Consider the following 16,928-nt stretch of genomic DNA (forward strand, 5'->3'; position numbering starts at 1 on the left):
TCATCTGCTGGCAGCTCCGGCGGCCGCCTTGTGGCCGATCGCGGTTGCTTGCGTACGAAACACATTGATTGCGAGCCATCCCATGGTCAGTCCCAAGCATGTCTGCGTGATCGGCGCCGGCGTCTCCGGCCTTGCCGCCGCAAGGGCGTTCTCCGCCCGCGGCCACCGCGTCACCATCGTCGAGCGCAGCGGCGATCTCGGCGGCGTCTGGGAGCCGGCGCGCTCCTATCCTGACGTGCAGACGCAGAGCCCGAAGGAGCTTTACCGCTACACCGACCGCGCCATGCCGGATGCCTATCCGGAATGGCCGACCGGGCCGCAGGTCCATGCCTATCTCGCCGACTACGCCAGGGGCTTCGGTCTCGACCGCATGCTGCGCCTCGACACGGCAGTCTCCGGCATGGCGCGGCGCACCGACGGCAGGCCCGGCTGGACGCTCGCGCTGAAGGGAAAGGACGGCGCGACCACGAACGAGGACTTCGATTTCGTGGCGGTCTGCACCGGCCAGTTCAACGAGCCGCGCGAGCTGCATTGCCCGGGCGAAGAAGGCTTTGTGGCCCAGGGCGGCCAGATCCTGCATTCGTCGAAATACAATGACGCCGCCCTGGCAAAGGGACGCCGCGTCGTCGTGCTCGGCGGATCGAAATCCGCGACCGACATCGCCGTGAACGCGGTCAAGGCGGGCGCGCGCGAGGTGACGATCGTGATGCGCGAGCCGGTCTGGCGCATTCCCTATTTCATCGGCGGGCTCGTGAACTTCAAGCGCATCCTCTACATCCGCGCGCAGGAAGAGATGTTTCCGGGCTGGGGCATCGGGACGATGGCGCGGCTCGCCCATCGCCTCGCCGCGCCACTGGTCTGGGCGAACTGGCGCGGCCTGGAGAGCCTGCTCAAGACGCAGCTCAAGCTTGGCCGCTGCAACATGGTGCCGAAAGAGCGGATCGAGGACGGCGTCAACTGCTCGGTGCCGATCGCAACGCCGGGCTTCTATCCGATGGTCGCCGACGGCCGCATCAAGGCCGTGTTCGGCACGTTCGACCATTATGAAGGCGACGGCATCGTGATGAGCGGCGGCGAGCGCATCGGCGCCGACCTCGCCGTGCTCGCGATCGGCTACAAGCTCGGCGTGCCGTTCCTGCCCGCGGCTTACCAGCAGAAACTGGTGGATGCCGACGGGCAGTACCGGCTCTATCGCCTGATCGCCAATCCCGATCTGCCCGAGCTCGGCTTTGTCGGCTTCAATTCGTCGTTCTGCACCGTGCTCTGCGCCGATCTCGCCGCGAACTGGCTGGTGCGCTATGCCGACGGCCAGCTCGCCAATCAGCCGACGGCGCAACAGATGCGCGACAACATCGAGATGATGCTGCACTTCAAGCGCGTCGAACGGCCGGCTGCGGGCGTCTATGGCGGCCTGTGCGTTGCCCCCTACCACTACCGCCATTTCGACGAGCTGATGGCCGACATCGGCGCGAAGAACCAGAAGCGCGGCGGGCTTGCCGGGCGCTTCTCGCCGCCGGATGCGGATGCCTATGCGAAGTTCCTGGCCACGGCGCCGGATTACCGGGCGGCGTGAGGCGAAGATTCGCGGCTGAGCGGGATTTGCGTCTCGCCAGCCTGTGCCTCCGATGTTTACGATCTCCCGGGCCACCGAATCGACAGGAACCGGCCATGGGATTGAGACGTCTTGCCGCCGCAGCGGTGCTCGCCTTCCTTGTCACCACACCCGCCGTCGGGCAGCAACGCGAGCTTACCCCCCAGCAAGCAGCGGCGCTCGCCGCCTATGATCGCGCGCTCACCGATTTCAAATCCATCCTGGCCGAGCGACGGCGCCAGATCGATGCGAAAGAGCCCCTGCCGAACCTGCCGGGGCAAGCGCTGTACCTGGCGCGCGTTGCCGTCATCAGCTCCTACAAGGATCTCACAGACGCCGTTCCTTCCCGAATTGGAAAGCCCAACAAGTTCGAAATTCCGCCGGCCTATTTCGATGCCGCCATCGAGCCGCTGATCGACGAATACGCGGCGCTGTTCGAGATCATGGAGGCGCCACCCGCCGGTGCGCAGAAATCGCCGACGCCGTTCAAGGACGTCGTCGATCTTGCCATTGCGATTGCACGCGCCAAGGGGCTGGCACCGGATCACGCCGAAATTGCAGGACGCATCAGCCTCGGGCTGTACTTTGCGGAAACCAACGGCAAGCAGAACGTCCGCAATGCGCGCTCGAATACTTACATGGGCAGCTTCCAGACCGGCCCCTCCGAAGACCGCAACGGCCGCAGGAAATGGGAGAAGATCAAGGGCGATATCGCAGCGATCGATCCCGAACTGAGCGCGCGCGACGACAAGGAAGAGGCGCGGGCCCGCGGCACCGATCACCGCTTCAACCACTGGACCAATGTCCGTAACGGCCTGATGAACGCGCACGCAGACATTTTCCGGGAGATCCCGGGAATCGTGAAGACGCTGCCCGACCCGATCGACCAGATGAAGCTGTTCGAGTTGATCCAGATCGTTCCGACCCCGACCAGGTCTGCGCTCAGATCGGGCGATCTCCTGAACTACAGGGTGTCCAACCCCACCATCATGAAGCACCTGCGCAACAACAGCATCTTCGCCTTCGGACAGGCCGACCGCGCGCGGACCTCGGCAAGCTTCCGGGAGATCCTTGCCGCGATGTGGCTGTTCAACCGGAAGTTCGAGAAAGCGATGGCGAAATATGCGGAGATCAGGACGCGCTGAGACGCCGGTCGCGACGTCTACCGGACGTCGTAGGCTCTCGGTCCCCCGGCTTGTCGCAACCCCTGCGTTCCCTGCCCTACTCCGTCCGGATCGGCGAGTCCTTCAAGCCATTATTGTCATAGGCCTTGCGCAGCAAGCCGTTGGTCGTAGCGTCCGTCATGAATTTTGTGACGAACGCCGATGCCTGGCTGTGACCGAGCGGCACGGCGACGGCGGTCACCGTCTTCTTGAAGGTCTCGTTCAGCACGCGCGTCCCTGGAATTTTCTGCGCCATCTTGTTGAGCTGATCGCGTGATAGCGCGAAGGCGTCGATCTCACCGCTCTTCAGCAGGCCGAAGATTTCATCGTATGTCTGATAGCCGGTCACTTTCGCATTCTTCAGATGTGCGATGGCACCGCGCATGGTGGTGGTGGCGTTGACGGCCGCGACCTTGATACCGGGCTGGTCGAGCGTGGCGAAATTGGTGATGCTCGACCCGGGCTTGACGATGTAGGTGGCATCGGCGACCTCGTAGATCGGGCCGAACAGCATCTTGGTCTCGCGCTCGGGATCCCTCGGAAGCCAGGTGACGTCCCAAGTCCCTTTCGACGCCGCGTCGGTGATCTGCCCGGAATTCTGGTGCACGATGTATTCAACGGGTACGCCGAGCTGCGCGGCCATTTCCTCGCCGAGATCGACGGGGACACCGGCATAGCCGGTCTCGGTCTTGGTCGACCAGAACGCACCGCCCGCGGGGCTGATTGCGATCGCGACCCTCAGCTTGCCGGTCGGCGCGATCTCGTCTTTCAGGCCATCGGCTAGCGCGGGCATGGCGACCGCCGCGGCGAGAACGAGGCCGGCGAGAACCGACCGGAATGGCGTTGGCATGTCATGCTCTCCTCACCTTTTCTTCTTCTGACGCATCGCTTCGATCACACGGCCTTTGACACAATTCTGGTCGATCGCGCGCTCGATGGAAAGCCATCTGGCATGACAAATCCGTCAAAGGGCACGCCGCCGTTTGCAGTGCAAGCCCTCTGACTGCCATGGCTATGGTGTTCCACGACCGGACATTTGTTGATAGCCTGCCGCACCGAAGGACAGCAACCGGGGGCCACCGAATGACGCGCGCGAATCCCGCATCTCTCGCACGACGTAACGAAGCGTGGAGACATGCCGGACGGGCCCTGGCACGAGGCCTGGCGACGACAGCCGCCGTAATCGCGCTCGCCGGCTGCGAGGACAAGAACACGTTCGTGGCTCCGCCGCCGCCCAAGGTGGACGTGGCAACGCCGATCCAGCGCGCAGTGACGCGCTACGTCGAGGCGACCGGCAACACCGCGCCGGTCAAGAGCGTCGATCTCGTGGCGCGCGTGCAGGGTTTCCTGCAATCGATCGACTACCAGGACGGAAGCTTCGTCAAGCAAGGCACCCAGCTTTTCCTGATCGAGCCGGAGACCTACAAGCTCAAGCTCGAGCAGGCACAGGCCGCCGAGGTCGGCGCGCAGGCCACGCTCAAGCAGGCCGAAGCCGATTTCAAGCGGCAGGCCGAGCTCGTGCAGCGCCAGGCGGTCTCGCAGTCCACCCTCGACACCTCGACGTCGAACCGCGACAACGCCCAGGCCAGTCTCCAGCAGGCCCAGGTCAATACCAGGCTCGCCGAGGTCAATTACGGCTACACCAAGGTCAGCGCGCCGTTTGACGGCATTGTAAGCGCGCACCTCGTCTCGATCGGGGAACTCGTCGGCGTCTCCTCCCCGACCCAGCTCGCAACCATCGTCGCGCTGAACCCGATCTGGGTGAACTTCACGGTCAACGAGCAGGACGTCCTGCGCATCCGCGCTGAAGCGGCCCGCCGCGGGCTGACCGTCGCCGACCTCAAGCAATTGCCGGTCCAGGTGGGCCTCCAGACCGAGACCGGCTATCCGCATGAAGGCCATCTCGACTACGTCTCGCCGACCATCAATACATCGACAGGTACGCTCGCGGTGCGCGGCGTCCTGCCCAACGACAAGCGCGTGCTGCTGCCCGGCTATTTCGTCCGGGTACGGGTGCCGTTCGACCAGGACAAGAACGCCCTGCTCGTCCCCGACACTGCGCTCGGCAGCGACCAGGGCGGCCGCTATCTCCTCGTCGCCAATAGCGACAATGTCGTCGAGCAGCGCAAGGTGCAGGTCGGACCGACCGACAACGGCCTGCGCGTGATCGAAAGCGGGCTGAAGCCGGACGATCGGGTGGTGATCGCGGGACTCTTGCGCGTGATCCCGGGCCAGAAGATCGATCCGCAGGTGACGAAGATCGAACAGCCCCAGGCGTCTGCCAAGTAAGGAGCGGACGCCATGATCTCAAAGTTCTTCATCGAGCGGCCGGTCCTCTCGAACGTCATCGCGCTCTTGATGATCCTGATCGGCGGCGTCGCGCTGTTCAACCTAGCGATCGCGCAATATCCCGACGTGGTGCCGCCGACGGTGCAGGTCACCACGCGCTATCCGGGCGCCAGCGCCAAGACCGTGATCGACACGGTCGCCTTGCCGATCGAGCAGCAGGTCAACGGCGTCGAGGACATGCTCTACATGCAGTCCTACAGCGCCTCCGACGGCACCTACACGCTGACCGTGACCTTCAAGATCGGCACCGACCTCAACTTCGCACAGGTGCTGGTGCAGAACCGCGTCTCCAGCGCGCTCTCGCAACTGCCGACCTCGGTGCAGAACCAGGGCGTGACCGTGCAGAAGCGGTCGACCTCGATCCTGCTGTTCGTGACGCTGACCTCGCCGGACTCCCGGTTCGACAGTCTCTATTTGAGCAACTACGCCACCATCAACATCCGCGACGAGCTCTCGCGCCTGCCCGGCGTCGGCAACGTCACGGTGTTCGGTGCCGGCCAGTATTCGATGCGGGTGTGGCTCGACCCCAACAAGCTGCAGGTTCGTGGCCTGGTGCCGCAGGACGTCATCAACGCAATCCAGCAGCAGAGCCAGCAGGTCTCCGCCGGCCAGGTCGGCGCGCCGCCGACGCCGCCGGGTCAGGCGTTCCAATACACGCTCAACGTCAACGGACGGCTCGACGACACCACCCAGTTCGAGAACATCATCGTCAAGACAGGCACCAGCGGCGACGTCACGCGGGTACGCGACGTCGGCTGGGTCGAACTCGGCGCGCAAACCTACAGCCAGATCTTCTCGCTCAACAAGCAGCCCGCCGTCGGCATCGGTGTGTTCCAGTCGCCGGGCGCCAACGCGCTCCAGGTCGAACAGGCCGTCGAGAAGAAGATGGTGGAGCTCGCCAAGCGCTTCCCCGAAGGCATCAAATACGACACGCCGTTCGACACCACCAAGTTCGTCGAGGCCTCGGTGCACGAGGTCTACATGACGCTGATCGAGGCCGGCCTGCTGGTGCTGGTCGTGATCCTGGTGTTCCTGCAGGACTGGCGCGCAATGCTGGTGCCCGCCACGACCGTGCCGGTCACGATCATCGGCGCGTTCGCCGCCATGGCGGCGCTCGGCTTCACCATCAACATGTCGACGCTGTTTGCGATCGTGCTCGCGATCGGCATCGTGGTCGACGACGCCATCGTCGTGGTCGAAGGTGCCGCCCACAACATCGAGCAGGGCATGAATGGCCACGACGCCGCGATCAGGGCGATGGACCAGCTGTTCGCGCCGATCGTCGGCATCACCCTGGTGCTGATCTCGGTGTTCCTGCCGGCCTCTTTCCTCGCAGGGCTAACCGGACGCATCTATTCGCAATTCGCCCTCGTCATCGCCGCGACTGCGCTCTTGTCCGCCATCAACGCGGCCACCTTGAAGCCGACGCAGTGCGCGCTCTGGCTGCGGCCGACGGTGCCGCCGGAGCAGCGCAATTTCTTCTACAGAGGCTTCAACGCGGTCTATAACCGCGTCGAGCGCGGCTACACGAGGCTGATCACCTTCCTCGTGAAGCACGCCACCGTCTCGGTCGCGTTCGCGCTGCTGGTCATCGGAGCCAGCGGCTACGGCCTGTCGCGGGTGCCGACCGGCTTCCTGCCGATCGAGGATCAGGGCTATCTGATCGCCGCCGTGCAGCTGCCCGACGGCGCCGCACTGGAGCGGACGCAAGCCGTGCTCGACAAAGCGAGCGGGCTGATCAAGGACACGCCCGGCGTGGCGCAGGTCATTACCATCGCCGGCATCTCCGCACTCGACAACAGCGCCAGCCTCGCCAATGCCGGCGTCGCCTACATCATCCTGAAGGACTGGGACGCGCGCAAAGGGCCCGGCGAGGATCTTCGCTCGCTGGTCTTTGGGCTGAACGACAAGCTCGCAACCATCATGGAGGCGCGCACGCTGGTGCTGCCGCCACCGCCGATCCAGGGCATCGGCAACGCCGCCGGTTTCTCGATGCAGGTCGAACTGCGCGACGGCAACAGCGATTTCGCCAAGCTTCAGGCCATCACCGGCGCGATGGTCAGCAACGCCGAGAGCCAGAGCGCGCTGCAGCGCGTTTCATCCTCGTTCCGCTCCTCGGTACCGCAGTACAACGTCGAGATCGACCGCATCAAGACCCAGACGCTGCACGTGACGACCGATCAGGTGTTCGCGGCGCTGTCGACCTATCTCGGCTCGTCCTACGTCAACCAGTTCAACAAGTTCGGCCGCGTGTTCCAGGTCTACACGCAGGCCGACCCGGCCTTCCGCGTCACCGAGCGCGACATCGCCAACATGCAGGTGCGCAACTCGAACGGCGACATGATCCCGATCGGCACCGTCGCCACGATCACGCCGGCCACCGGCCCGTCGCTGATCAGTCTCTACAATCTCTATCCCTCCTCCACCATCGTCGGACTGCCGGCGCAGGGTTATTCGTCAGGTCAATCGCTGAAGCTGATGGAGGAGATCGGAGACAAGACGCTGCCGCCGGGCACAGGCTACGAATGGACCGCGATGTCGTACCAGGAGAAGGCCGTCTCGAACCAGATCTACTGGGTGTTCGGCCTCGCCATGCTGCTGGTCTATCTCGTGCTCGCCGGCCAATATGAGAGCTGGTACGCGCCGATCTCCGTGATCCTCGCGGTGCCGCTGTCGCTGCTCGGGCCGATGCTGATCCTCAGCGCCCTCAAGATCGACAACAACCTCTATTGCCAGATCGGCTTGATCCTGCTCATCGCGCTGTCGGCCAAGAACGCGATCCTGATCGTCGAGGTCGGGCTCGAGCTGCACGGCCGCGACGGCAAGCCGATCATCGAATCCGCCATCGAAGCGGCGCGCGCCCGCTTCCGCCCGATCCTGATGACCTCGTTCGCCTTCATCCTCGGCGTGGTGCCGCTGGTGCTGGCGACCGGCGCCGGCGCCAGCGCGCGCAAGTCGATCGGCATCACCGTGTTCTCGGGCATGCTGGCCTCGACCTGCCTCGCAGTGCTGTTCGTGCCGGCCTTCTTCGTGGTGGTGCAGCGCTTCGAGAACTGGCGCGCGTCGAAGAAGGCACCGAAGGCGAAGCCGGTGGCGGAGGTGAAGCCTTAACCCTGCTCGGCCGGCGCCCGGCGCGCCTCGCCACTCGCGACCAGGACCACCGAGACCTTCGACTGCCTCAGCACCGCATCGGCGACGCCGCCGAAGGAGAGATGGTCGGCCTGGATCCGGTCCACGCCCATGACCACGAGGTCGATGTCGGTGGCGTCGATCTCGCGCAGGATCGCCGCTTCCGGCGCGCGGTTCACGCGCAGCGTCGTGGTGATGTCGACGTCGTAGCGGGCGGCGAGATCGCTGGTGTCCTTGAGGATGCCTGACTCCTGGCTCGATCCGCGCGACGTGCCGCGCTGTGCGCCCTTGTCGCGCGTCGTCGCCACATAGATCACCCGAAGCGAGCCTGAGCCGGCCTGCGCCAGCGCCACCGCGACCTCGGCGCCCCGCTTGGAGACGCCGCTGCCGGACACTGGAACGAGGATGTTGAGCGCATCGGGCACCGGCTGCTTCAGGTGCTTGCCCTTGGCAGCCACGATCGCGAGCGGCCCCTCGAACCTGGCGGCGATATCCTCGATCCTGCGATCGAAACGGTCCTTGGCGGCAGCGACCTTGCCGATGCCGACGACCAGGAGATCGAAGCCCTTGCGCGCTTCGTCGGCAATGGTCTCGCCGAGCTCGGCGCGCCTGGTGCGGGTGACGACATCGACGTTGCCGGCATCCCCGTCGCTGTTGGCGGAGACGGTTTCGGCTGCCTTCTTCACCACGGCTTCGTGGCTCTCCTCCTCGTCGCGATCCTTGTCCTGCTCCTTGGCGCGCTCACCGATATGCAACACCGTGATCGGCAGACCGCGCATGCCGGCGATCAGGCCGGCGACGTGCGCGGCAAAGGTGGCGTTGACGCTCTCGTCCACGGCGAGCAAGGGACGTTCGAGATTGGCGACGAAGCCGCGCTTCTCGAATTCCTCGCGCTCCAGCCGCTCCTTCTCCTCCTCGCTCATCGGCAGCTTTGCCAGCGCCGCGCGCAGCATCGGCGGCATCGCCATCGTGGTCACGATCGCCATCGTCACGATCATCGTGAACAGGTTCTGGCTGAGCACGCCGATCGACAGGCCGATGGTCGCGATGATCACCTCGGTCGAGCCGCGCGCGTTCATGCCGCTGGCAAGCGCCAGCGATTCCCTGCCACTCAGCCCGCCCACGGAGCCGCCGACGAAGGCGCCGCCGAACTTGCCGACACTGGCGATCACGACGAGGAGGCCGGTGAGCATCAGGAGGTTGGGATCGCGAAGCACCGAGAGGTCGGCGCTGAGCCCGGCGAGGCCGAAGAACACCGGCATGAAGAAGCTTGAGATCAGCCCGCGCAGGCGCTCGTCGATCTGCCGCGTCAGGATCGGCGATTCCCCGACGAGGATGCCGGCGACGAAAGCCCCGAGCACGGTATGGACGCCGATCAGATGGGTGATCATCGCCATGACACTCATCAACAGCAGGATCACCGTGATGACCGCCGCCGCGCTGACAAGATTGTCGTTGGCCCAGCGGATCAGCTGGAACACCAGGCGGCGGCCGATGGTGAAGCTGACCGCGAGGAAGGCGAGCGTCCCCAGCACCGCCTTCGCGACCGAGGCGATATCCAGCGTGCCGTGCGACGCCAGGCTGAAAATGACCGCGATGATGATCCAGCCGATGGTATCGTCGATGACCGCGGTCGCGACGATGATCTGCCCGACATTGCGGCGCATGAAATTCATCTCGCGCACGACGACCGCGACAATCTTGACCGAGGAGATCGACAGCGCCGTGCCCATGAACAGGGAGGCTACCAGGCGCTCCTGCGGATTGGGCAGCAGCGCATCGGGCAGGAACTCGCCGAGTGCGAAGCCGCAGGCGAAGGGCACGAGGATGCCCGCGATCGAGATCGCGATCGCGGCCCTGCCGACCTTCCGGACCAGCTTGAGGTCGGTCTCCATGCCGGTCAGCAACAGCAGCAGCAGGATGCCGATCTGGGCGATGCCGTCGATCATCGCCTTCTGCTCGGGCGTCCTGGGAAAGATCGCGTGCTGAGCCTCGGGCCAGATCCAGCCGAACAATGACGGTCCCAGGATGATGCCGGCGAGCAATTCGCCGATCACCGACGGCTGGCCGATGCGCATCATGATCTCGCCGAGGCCGCGGCCGACCGCGATCAGCAAGACGATCTGCGCCACCAGAAGGAACTCGGACGGGCCCGCCGCCTTGCCCGCTTCGGCACTGGCCGCAATGGTGGTGAGGACAAGCGCCGCGGGGACAAGGCCGACCGGTCGGAGCAGGCTCCATTGCATGCAGGTGTCATTTCCCCTTCATACGCCCGGGCGAGGCACCGGGACGATCGGGGATAGAACCCGCGGGAGGCGGACGGAGTTCCTGCCGCGCGCGGCGGGATCGGGGGGCAACAACAAAAAGTGCGAAAACAACCCCATGCACAGTAGAGATGGCGTTGAAAACGCTCGATAAATTTCGGTCTTCCCGAAACGACTTGCTCCGTCGGGCAAAACACTGGCAGAATGGCATGATGCCGTTGTTCACCGTCATTGCGAGCGCAGCGAAGCAATCCAGAATCCCTCTACCGAGGCAGTCTGGATTGCTTCGTCGCAAGGGCTCCTCGCAATGACGAAGGAGAAAGTTGCGCGCCTCGCTCCGCTCTCGTGCCCCGGACGCAGCGCAGCGTCTCTTCGACGGTGCGCTGCTGAGCCGGGGCCCATGTCTCGACGGAATTGGTGACCTCTGGGTCCCGGCTCTGCGCCGCAGCGCTCGCGCGTTGCAGCTTGTCCGGGACACGAGAGCAGGCCCCTCACGCCGCAGCCGGCGTCCGGATCTCGCGCGGCAGGATGATCGCGGCGGCGATGGCGAGCAGGCAGAGCGCGGCGAAGGCGTGCAGCATGGTGACGAAGCCGCCCTGCTCGTAGAGCCAGGCGACCAGGCCGACCGAGGCGCCGGCGGCGGTGAAGCCGATGAAATAGCGCACCGCATAGGCGCGCGAGCGCCATTCCTCGCTGGTGTATTTGCCGACCATGGCGTCGTTCACCGTGACCTGCCCGAACGCGCCCATGACGATGCCGATCGAGACCAGGATCAACGGCAGATTATTCAGGCTCGCGGCGAGATAGAGGAAAGGCGCCAGCATGAAGGACAGCGGCAGCGCCACGGTCTTCAGCGAATAGCGGTCGAGCAGCCGTCCGATCGTGTACTGCGTCATCGCGCCGAACACGTAGACGCCGGCGGCGATGACCCCTAACAACGCGGGGCTCTTGGTCAGGTCCGCGAGCCGCTCCGCGAACAGCTTTGGCAGCGCGACGGTGACGGCGTTGAAGGTGGTCGAGATCGCGATCACGACGATCAGCAGCGACAGCACCACGCGCCACATGTCCTGCTTGGCGACGCGCGCCTGCGCCGCCGCCTGCTTCGAGCCCTTGCGGTCCTCATGCACGACCATCATCGCAAAGGCGACGCCGATCAGGATGGTGACGATGCCGGGGACGATGAAGGCGAAGCGCCAGCCGAGATATTGGCCGATCACGCCGGTGACGAGCGCGGACGAAGCGACGCCGAGATTGCCCCAGACGCCGTTGATGCCCATCTCGCGGCCGAGCCTGTCGGCATAGGACACGATCATCGCGGTGCCGACGGGATGGTAGATCGAGGCGAAAATGCCGATCGCGAGCAGCGCCGCGCCGAGCTGCGCCGGGGTCTGCACGAATCCGACCGAGATCATGGAGGCGCCGATGCCGACGAAGAAGATCAGCATCATGTGGCGGCGGCTCCAGCGATCCCCGAGCCAGCCGGTGAGCAGCGAGCCCGCGCCGAAGGCGACGAAGCCCGGCGTCGCATAGGGCAGGAGCTCCGAATAGGCCATGCCGAGCGCCGGCCCCATGATGATGACGGCGGCGGCAAAGATCAGCATCGAATAATGGTCGATGAAATGGCCGGCATTGACGAAACTGATGACCCGGCTGGGGCTGTTCATACGGAATCCTCTCCTGCTCTGAAATGAGTTATATGTCGAGGCCATGACGGGATGCTGCCAATGACTGTCGTCGAAACGCCAATCCTCCGGGAGGTCCTGGGAAACCACCGCTCGACCGCGGGCGTGCACCTGGTCGCGCGCGACTACCCCAAGGGCATGCGGATCGATCCGCATTTGCACCGCGAATCGCAGCTGATCTATGCGGCGAAGGGCACGATGCAGGTGACGACGCCCGGGGGGCGCTGGCTGGTGCCGCCGGACCGCGCGGTCTGGGTACCCGCCGGGCTCGAGCATGCGATTGACCTTCTTGCCGACATCGAGATGCGGACGCTGTATTTCGACCTGCCCTGGCTGAAGCGCGAACAGCGCTATGAGGGATTGACCAAGGAGTTCGTGGTACGGGTGTCGCCGCTGCTGCACCAGGCGATCCTGGCGCTGTTCGACGCGCGCAATACCGAGGAGCGGACCGAGCTTCTGGTTCGACTCGTGATGCTGGAATTGCACCAGGCCGAGGATTCCGCGACCTTCGTGCCGCTGCCGCGCGAGGTCCGCTGCCGCCGCGCCGCGATGATCGTCCTCGACGATCCCACCGGCCTGCACGACATCGACACGCTGGCGCGCGAGGTCGGAACCTCCGCGCGGACATTGTCGCGGCTGTTCTCGACCGAGACCCAGCTGAGCTTCAAGAGCTGGTGCCAGCGCGCGCGCATCGCAGCGGCGATCCAGCGGCTGTCCACGGATGCCGGCGTGTCGGTGAAGCAGCTCGCGACATCGCTCGGCTATGCCAGCGTGCCGGCGTTTTCGGCGGCGTTCCGGCAGGTGACGGGGCGCACGCCGACGGAGTTTGCCGGGAAGGTGCAACCCTAGCCTCCTCATTGCGAGGAGCCGTTGAGCCGAAGCAATCCAGATTGCTTCGGCGGAGGGACGCTGCTTCGCGGAGCCTGTCATCGGGCCGCGCTTCGCGCGGACCCGTTGGCCCGCAATGACGGCGGGTGAGGAATCCCCCATCGTTCTCCAAATGCCGCCGGCCCGCATGCCGGCATTCTCGAAACGCACGGCCCGACTAAAGATGCCGCATTCCCCTGCTTGATTGTGATCGGCTTCCGCCTAAATCCCATGTAAGCTTCCCGCACCGCACAACCGGAATCGAAAGCCCAGATGGCCAATGCCTTCTTCTCCGACCTGCTCGCCACCATCTCCGAGCGCGGCCGCACGCTGCTTCGCCGCAGTGATTCCGCCGACACAAGACGGGATGCCGACGGGCTGATCGCGCTCTGCGATGCGCTGCTGTCGGGCCGGGGCGAAGCCTCCGGCACCGCGATGGCGCGTGAGGTGCTCGACATCTACCGAGAGCTGGATGCGGCGGGACGCCGCGCTTTCTTCGAAGGACTGGTGCGCGATTTCGGCCCCGATCGGGAACGGCTGTCCAGGGCAATCGAGAAATGGCGCGCCAGGCCGACCGACGAGGACGCCAGCTCGCTGCATTTCGCTTCAGAGCCGCGGCGGCAGGAGCTGATTCGCCGTCTCAACCGCGCGCCCGGCGGCACCGGCGATCTCGTCAGCATGCGGGCCGACCTGCTCGGCATGCTGAACGGGCACACCGATCTCGCCGCGCTCGATCGCGACGTCTCGCATCTTCTCTCGTCGTGGTTCAACAGGGGGTTTCTCGTGCTGCGCAGGATCGACTGGTCGACCCCGGCCAACATCCTCGAAAAGATCATCCGTTACGAGGCCGTGCACGAGATTTCCGACTGGGACGATCTGCGTCGCCGCATCGATCCGGTCGACCGCCGCTGCTACGCCTTCTTCCACCCGGCGATGGTCGATGAGCCCCTGATCTTCGTCGAGGTGGCGCTGACAGAGACGATCCCCGGCGCGATCGCGCCGCTGCTCGCGGTCGATCGCCAGCATCTGCCGATCGAACGCGCACGCACCGCCGTGTTCTATTCGATCTCCAACACCCAGCGGGGCCTCGGGGGCATCTCTTTCGGCAGCTTCCTGATCAAGCAGGTGGTGGAAGAGCTGCGCCGCGAGACGCCGAAGCTCGACACCTTCGTGACGCTGTCGCCGGTGCCGGGTTTCATGGCATGGGTGAAGCAGGACAAGGATCTGCCGCTGTCGGACGAGGACCGCGAAACGCTGAAGCGCCTCGACGATCCCAAATGGTTCGAGAGCCCCGAGACGACCGCACTGCTGCGCGGCGTGATCGAGCCACTGGCGGCGCACTATTTCCTCAAGGCGCGCACGCCGAAGGGCAAGCTGATCGACTCCGTCGCCCGCTTCCATCTCGGCAACGGCGCGCGGCTGGAGCGCATCAATTGGCTCGGCGATCTCTCGCCGAAGGGCGTGCGCGAATCCGCCGGCGTGATGGTCAACTACCTCTACCGCCTCGACGACATCGAGAAGAACCACGAGGCCTACGCCAATGACGGCGAGGTGGTGGCATCGAGCGCGGTGAAGAAGCTGTTGAAGGGCGAAGGACGGCGGCTACTGGACATGCGGTTGTCGTAGCGACACACTCAGCCGTCGTCCCGGATAAGCGAAGCGAAGATCCGGGCCCCATCACCACAGTAAGTCGTGGTTACGGGGACTCGGAGCTTCCGGTTCGCGCCACGACTCCTCCCTGGGGTTATGGGTCCCCGCCTTCGCGGGGACGACACCGTTGTTGGCGCAACCGTCGCGCTCCAATCGCTCGTCGCCCTACTCCGCCAGCGCCTTCATTTCCTTGTAGAGGTCGGACTTGCCTTCGAAGCCGATGCCTGGAAGGTCCGGCATGGTGATGTGGCCGTTCTCGACGCGCACGCCGTCGGGGAAGCCGCCATAGGGCTGGAACAGGTCGGGATAGCTTTCATTGCCGCCCAAGCCGAGGCCGGCCGCGATGTTGAGCGACATCTGGTGGCCGCCATGGGGAATGCAGCGGCTGGGGGACCAGCCATAGGTCTTCAGCACCTGAAGCGTGCGCTGGTACTCGCAGAGGCCATAGGACAGCGCGCAGTCGAATTGCAGCCAGTCGCGGTCGGGGCGCATGCCGCCGTAGCGGATCAAATTGCGGGCGTCCTGGTGGCTGAACAGGTTCTCGCCTGTCGCCATCGGGCCCGGATAGAACTCGGCGAGCGCGGCCTGCAGCGCGTAATCGAGGGGATCGCCGACCTCCTCGTACCAGAACAGCGGATAGTCCCGCAGCATTTTTGCGTAGGCGATGCCGGTCTCGAGATTGAAGCGGCCGTTGGCGTCGACGGCAAGCTGCGCGTCCTTGCCGATCTCCTTCAGCACCGCCTCGATACGGGTGCGGTCTTCCTCGATCGACGCGCCGCCAATCTTCATCTTGACGACGTTGTAGCCGCGGTCGAGATAGCCGCGCATCTCGCCGCGCAGCATCGAGAGATCCTTGCCGGGATAGTAATAGCCGCCGGCGGCGTAGACGAAGACGCGCGGATTGGCGGTGACGCCGTGACGCTCGGCGAGCAAGCGAAACAGCGGCTTGCCGGCGATCTTCGCCACCGCGTCCCACACCGCCATGTCGATGGTGCCGACCGCGACCGAGCGCTCGCCATGACCGCCCGGCTTCTCGTTGGTCATCATCGCGGCCCAGACCTTGTCGGGGTCGAGATTGTCGCCGGCAGCATTCAGCAGGGACTTCGGATCGGCTTCCGTGATACGCGAGGCAAAGCGCTCGCGGATCAGGCCGCCCTGCCCGTAGCGGCCGTTGGAGTTGAAGCCGTAGCCGACGACGCGCTTGCCGTCGCGCACCACGTCGGTAACGACGGCGACGAGGCTCGTCGTCATCTTGGTGAAGTCGATATAGGCGTTACGGATCGGGGACGAGATGGGCTTGGTGATCTCGCGGACGTCGACGATGCGGACGGACATGGGCGTGGCCTTTGGTGGTTGTTGTCGTCATTGCGAGGAGCGAAGCGACGAAGCAATCCAGACTGGCGCTGCGGAGAGATTCTGGATTGCTTCGCTTCGCTCGCAATGACGAGGAAAGAGAGAGTGCACACCTGACGAGGAGAGAGCGGCGCGCGCTCAGGTCAAGCTATTTCTTATCCCGGAAATATGGCTCGACCGGGCCATGAACCTTGATGGTCAGCGGGTTGCCGTGGCGGTCCTTGGCGTTGCCGGCGGTGACGCGGACCCAGCCTTCGCTGATGCAGTACTCCTCGACATTGGTCTTCTCGATGCCCTTGAAGCGGATGCCGACGTCGCGCGAAAGGATGTCCGCGTTGTAATAGGGGCTGTTCGGATCGACCGACAGGCGGTCGGGAAATTCGTCGCTCATGATTGTCTCGCTCACAACAGTGTTTCGATTTGATTGCGCAATCCTTCGGGCCGCGCGGTCGGCGCGTAGCGCGCGACCACCTTGCCGGTACGGTCCACCAGGAATTTGGTGAAATTCCATTTGATGGAGGCACCGAGGAGCCCGGATTGCTGCCGTTTCAGGTACTCGTACAATGGATGCGCGTTGGCGCCGTTGACGTCGATCTTCTCGAACAACGGGAAGGTGACGTCGTAATGGGTCGAGCAGAAAGCCTGGATCTCGCCCGCCTGCCCCGGCTCCTGCGCGCCGAACTGATTGCAGGGAAAGCCGAGCACCGAGAAGCCGCGCGGCGAGAGATCGCGATAGAGATCCTCGAGACCGCGATATTGCGGCGTGAAGCCGCATTTGCTGGCGGTGTTGACGATCAGCAGCACCTGTCCTTCGAACCGGCGCATGGCGACCTCCTCGCCGGCAAGCGAGTTGGCCTTGAAGTCGTAGATGGCGGCCATC

At 64.8% G+C, this 16,928-nt stretch carries 12 protein-coding genes; 6 read left to right on the forward strand and 6 right to left on the reverse strand.

Features of this window, described 5'->3' with window-relative positions; translation table 11 throughout:
- The first annotated feature begins 82 nt into the window (after positions 1 to 82).
- Positions 83 to 1,573 carry a flavin-containing monooxygenase gene (locus HAP40_RS30950; protein WP_166814123.1) on the forward strand — a complete coding sequence of 497 codons (1,491 nt, stop codon included), beginning with the start codon at positions 83 to 85 and terminating at the stop codon, positions 1,571 to 1,573.
- A gap of 95 nt (positions 1,574 to 1,668) precedes the next feature.
- Positions 1,669 to 2,736 (forward strand): hypothetical protein, encoded by a 1,068-nt coding sequence (locus HAP40_RS30955; RefSeq protein ID WP_166814121.1) that lies wholly within the window; start codon positions 1,669 to 1,671, stop codon positions 2,734 to 2,736.
- Between the two features lie 76 nt (positions 2,737 to 2,812).
- Here the strand turns inward: HAP40_RS30955 and HAP40_RS30960 are convergent, their stop codons facing one another.
- Complete coding sequence (locus HAP40_RS30960) at positions 2,813 to 3,604, reverse strand: ABC transporter substrate-binding protein (RefSeq protein ID WP_166814119.1); 792 nt, start codon at positions 3,602 to 3,604, stop codon at positions 2,813 to 2,815.
- A gap of 233 nt (positions 3,605 to 3,837) precedes the next feature.
- Here HAP40_RS30960 and HAP40_RS30965 point away from each other — a divergent pair, with 233 nt between their 5' ends.
- A complete protein-coding gene (locus HAP40_RS30965) occupies positions 3,838 to 5,043 on the forward strand; it encodes an efflux RND transporter periplasmic adaptor subunit (protein WP_166814118.1) in 1,206 nt (401 codons plus the stop codon).
- Between the two features lie 12 nt (positions 5,044 to 5,055).
- Positions 5,056 to 8,214, forward strand: a complete 3,159-nt coding sequence (locus HAP40_RS30970) for an efflux RND transporter permease subunit (RefSeq protein WP_166814116.1) — start codon at positions 5,056 to 5,058, stop codon at positions 8,212 to 8,214.
- Here HAP40_RS30970 and HAP40_RS30975 read toward each other — a convergent pair.
- The gene (locus HAP40_RS30975) at positions 8,211 to 10,478 is read right to left on the reverse strand and encodes a cation:proton antiporter (protein WP_166814114.1); all 2,268 of its coding nucleotides are present in this window, start codon (positions 10,476 to 10,478) and stop codon (positions 8,211 to 8,213) included. The genes HAP40_RS30970 and HAP40_RS30975 overlap by 4 nt on opposite strands.
- 509 nt (positions 10,479 to 10,987) lie before the next feature.
- Positions 10,988 to 12,160, reverse strand: a complete 1,173-nt coding sequence (locus HAP40_RS30980; protein WP_166814112.1) for an MFS transporter — start codon at positions 12,158 to 12,160, stop codon at positions 10,988 to 10,990.
- A 60-nt stretch (positions 12,161 to 12,220) separates the two neighbouring features.
- On the opposite strand from HAP40_RS30980, the gene HAP40_RS30985 reads away from it, so the two are divergent.
- Positions 12,221 to 13,027 (forward strand): AraC family transcriptional regulator, encoded by an 807-nt coding sequence (locus HAP40_RS30985; protein ID WP_166814110.1) that lies wholly within the window; start codon positions 12,221 to 12,223, stop codon positions 13,025 to 13,027.
- 291 nt (positions 13,028 to 13,318) lie between these two features.
- Positions 13,319 to 14,671, forward strand: coding sequence for a malonyl-CoA decarboxylase (locus tag HAP40_RS30990; protein WP_166814108.1), 1,353 nt, complete (start codon positions 13,319 to 13,321; stop codon positions 14,669 to 14,671).
- Positions 14,672 to 14,860: 189 nt separating this feature from the next.
- On the opposite strand, the gene tarD is transcribed toward HAP40_RS30990, so the two are convergent.
- The 3 genes from tarD to HAP40_RS31005 all read right to left on the reverse strand — a co-directional run bounded on the left by tarD (position 14,861) and on the right by HAP40_RS31005 (position 16,927).
- The gene (gene tarD / locus HAP40_RS30995) at positions 14,861 to 16,030 is read right to left on the reverse strand and encodes a D(-)-tartrate dehydratase (RefSeq protein WP_166814106.1); all 1,170 of its coding nucleotides are present in this window, start codon (positions 16,028 to 16,030) and stop codon (positions 14,861 to 14,863) included.
- Between the two features lie 166 nt (positions 16,031 to 16,196).
- Positions 16,197 to 16,439: a DUF3297 family protein gene (locus tag HAP40_RS31000; protein ID WP_008559805.1), complete on the reverse strand. Its 243-nt coding sequence runs from the start codon at positions 16,437 to 16,439 to the stop codon at positions 16,197 to 16,199.
- Between the two features lie 11 nt (positions 16,440 to 16,450).
- Complete coding sequence (locus HAP40_RS31005) at positions 16,451 to 16,927, reverse strand: glutathione peroxidase (protein ID WP_166814104.1); 477 nt, start codon at positions 16,925 to 16,927, stop codon at positions 16,451 to 16,453.
- Between the last annotated feature and the right edge of the window lies 1 nt (position 16,928).

The sequence above is a fragment of the Bradyrhizobium sp. 1(2017) genome, assembly GCF_011602485.2.
GTDB lineage: Bacteria > Pseudomonadota > Alphaproteobacteria > Rhizobiales > Xanthobacteraceae > Bradyrhizobium.

Excerpts from the sequence above, each read along its gene's own strand:
- HAP40_RS31000 (WP_008559805.1), bottom strand. The coding sequence starts at position 16,439 with ATGAGCGACGAATTTCCCGACCGCCTGTCGGTCGATCCGAACAGCCCC.
- HAP40_RS30990 (WP_166814108.1), top strand. The coding sequence starts at position 13,319 with ATGGCCAATGCCTTCTTCTCCGACCTGCTCGCCACCATCTCCGAGCGC.
- HAP40_RS30960 (WP_166814119.1), bottom strand. The coding sequence starts at position 3,604 with ATGCCAACGCCATTCCGGTCGGTTCTCGCCGGCCTCGTTCTCGCCGCG.
- HAP40_RS30975 (WP_166814114.1), bottom strand. The coding sequence starts at position 10,478 with ATGCAATGGAGCCTGCTCCGACCGGTCGGCCTTGTCCCCGCGGCGCTT.
- HAP40_RS30970 (WP_166814116.1), top strand. The coding sequence starts at position 5,056 with ATGATCTCAAAGTTCTTCATCGAGCGGCCGGTCCTCTCGAACGTCATC.
- tarD (WP_166814106.1), bottom strand. The coding sequence starts at position 16,030 with ATGTCCGTCCGCATCGTCGACGTCCGCGAGATCACCAAGCCCATCTCG.
- HAP40_RS30980 (WP_166814112.1), bottom strand. The coding sequence starts at position 12,160 with ATGAACAGCCCCAGCCGGGTCATCAGTTTCGTCAATGCCGGCCATTTC.
- HAP40_RS30965 (WP_166814118.1), top strand. The coding sequence starts at position 3,838 with ATGACGCGCGCGAATCCCGCATCTCTCGCACGACGTAACGAAGCGTGG.
- HAP40_RS31005 (WP_166814104.1), bottom strand. The coding sequence starts at position 16,927 with ATGGCCGCCATCTACGACTTCAAGGCCAACTCGCTTGCCGGCGAGGAG.
- HAP40_RS30950 (WP_166814123.1), top strand. The coding sequence starts at position 83 with ATGGTCAGTCCCAAGCATGTCTGCGTGATCGGCGCCGGCGTCTCCGGC.
- HAP40_RS30985 (WP_166814110.1), top strand. The coding sequence starts at position 12,221 with ATGACTGTCGTCGAAACGCCAATCCTCCGGGAGGTCCTGGGAAACCAC.
- HAP40_RS30955 (WP_166814121.1), top strand. The coding sequence starts at position 1,669 with ATGGGATTGAGACGTCTTGCCGCCGCAGCGGTGCTCGCCTTCCTTGTC.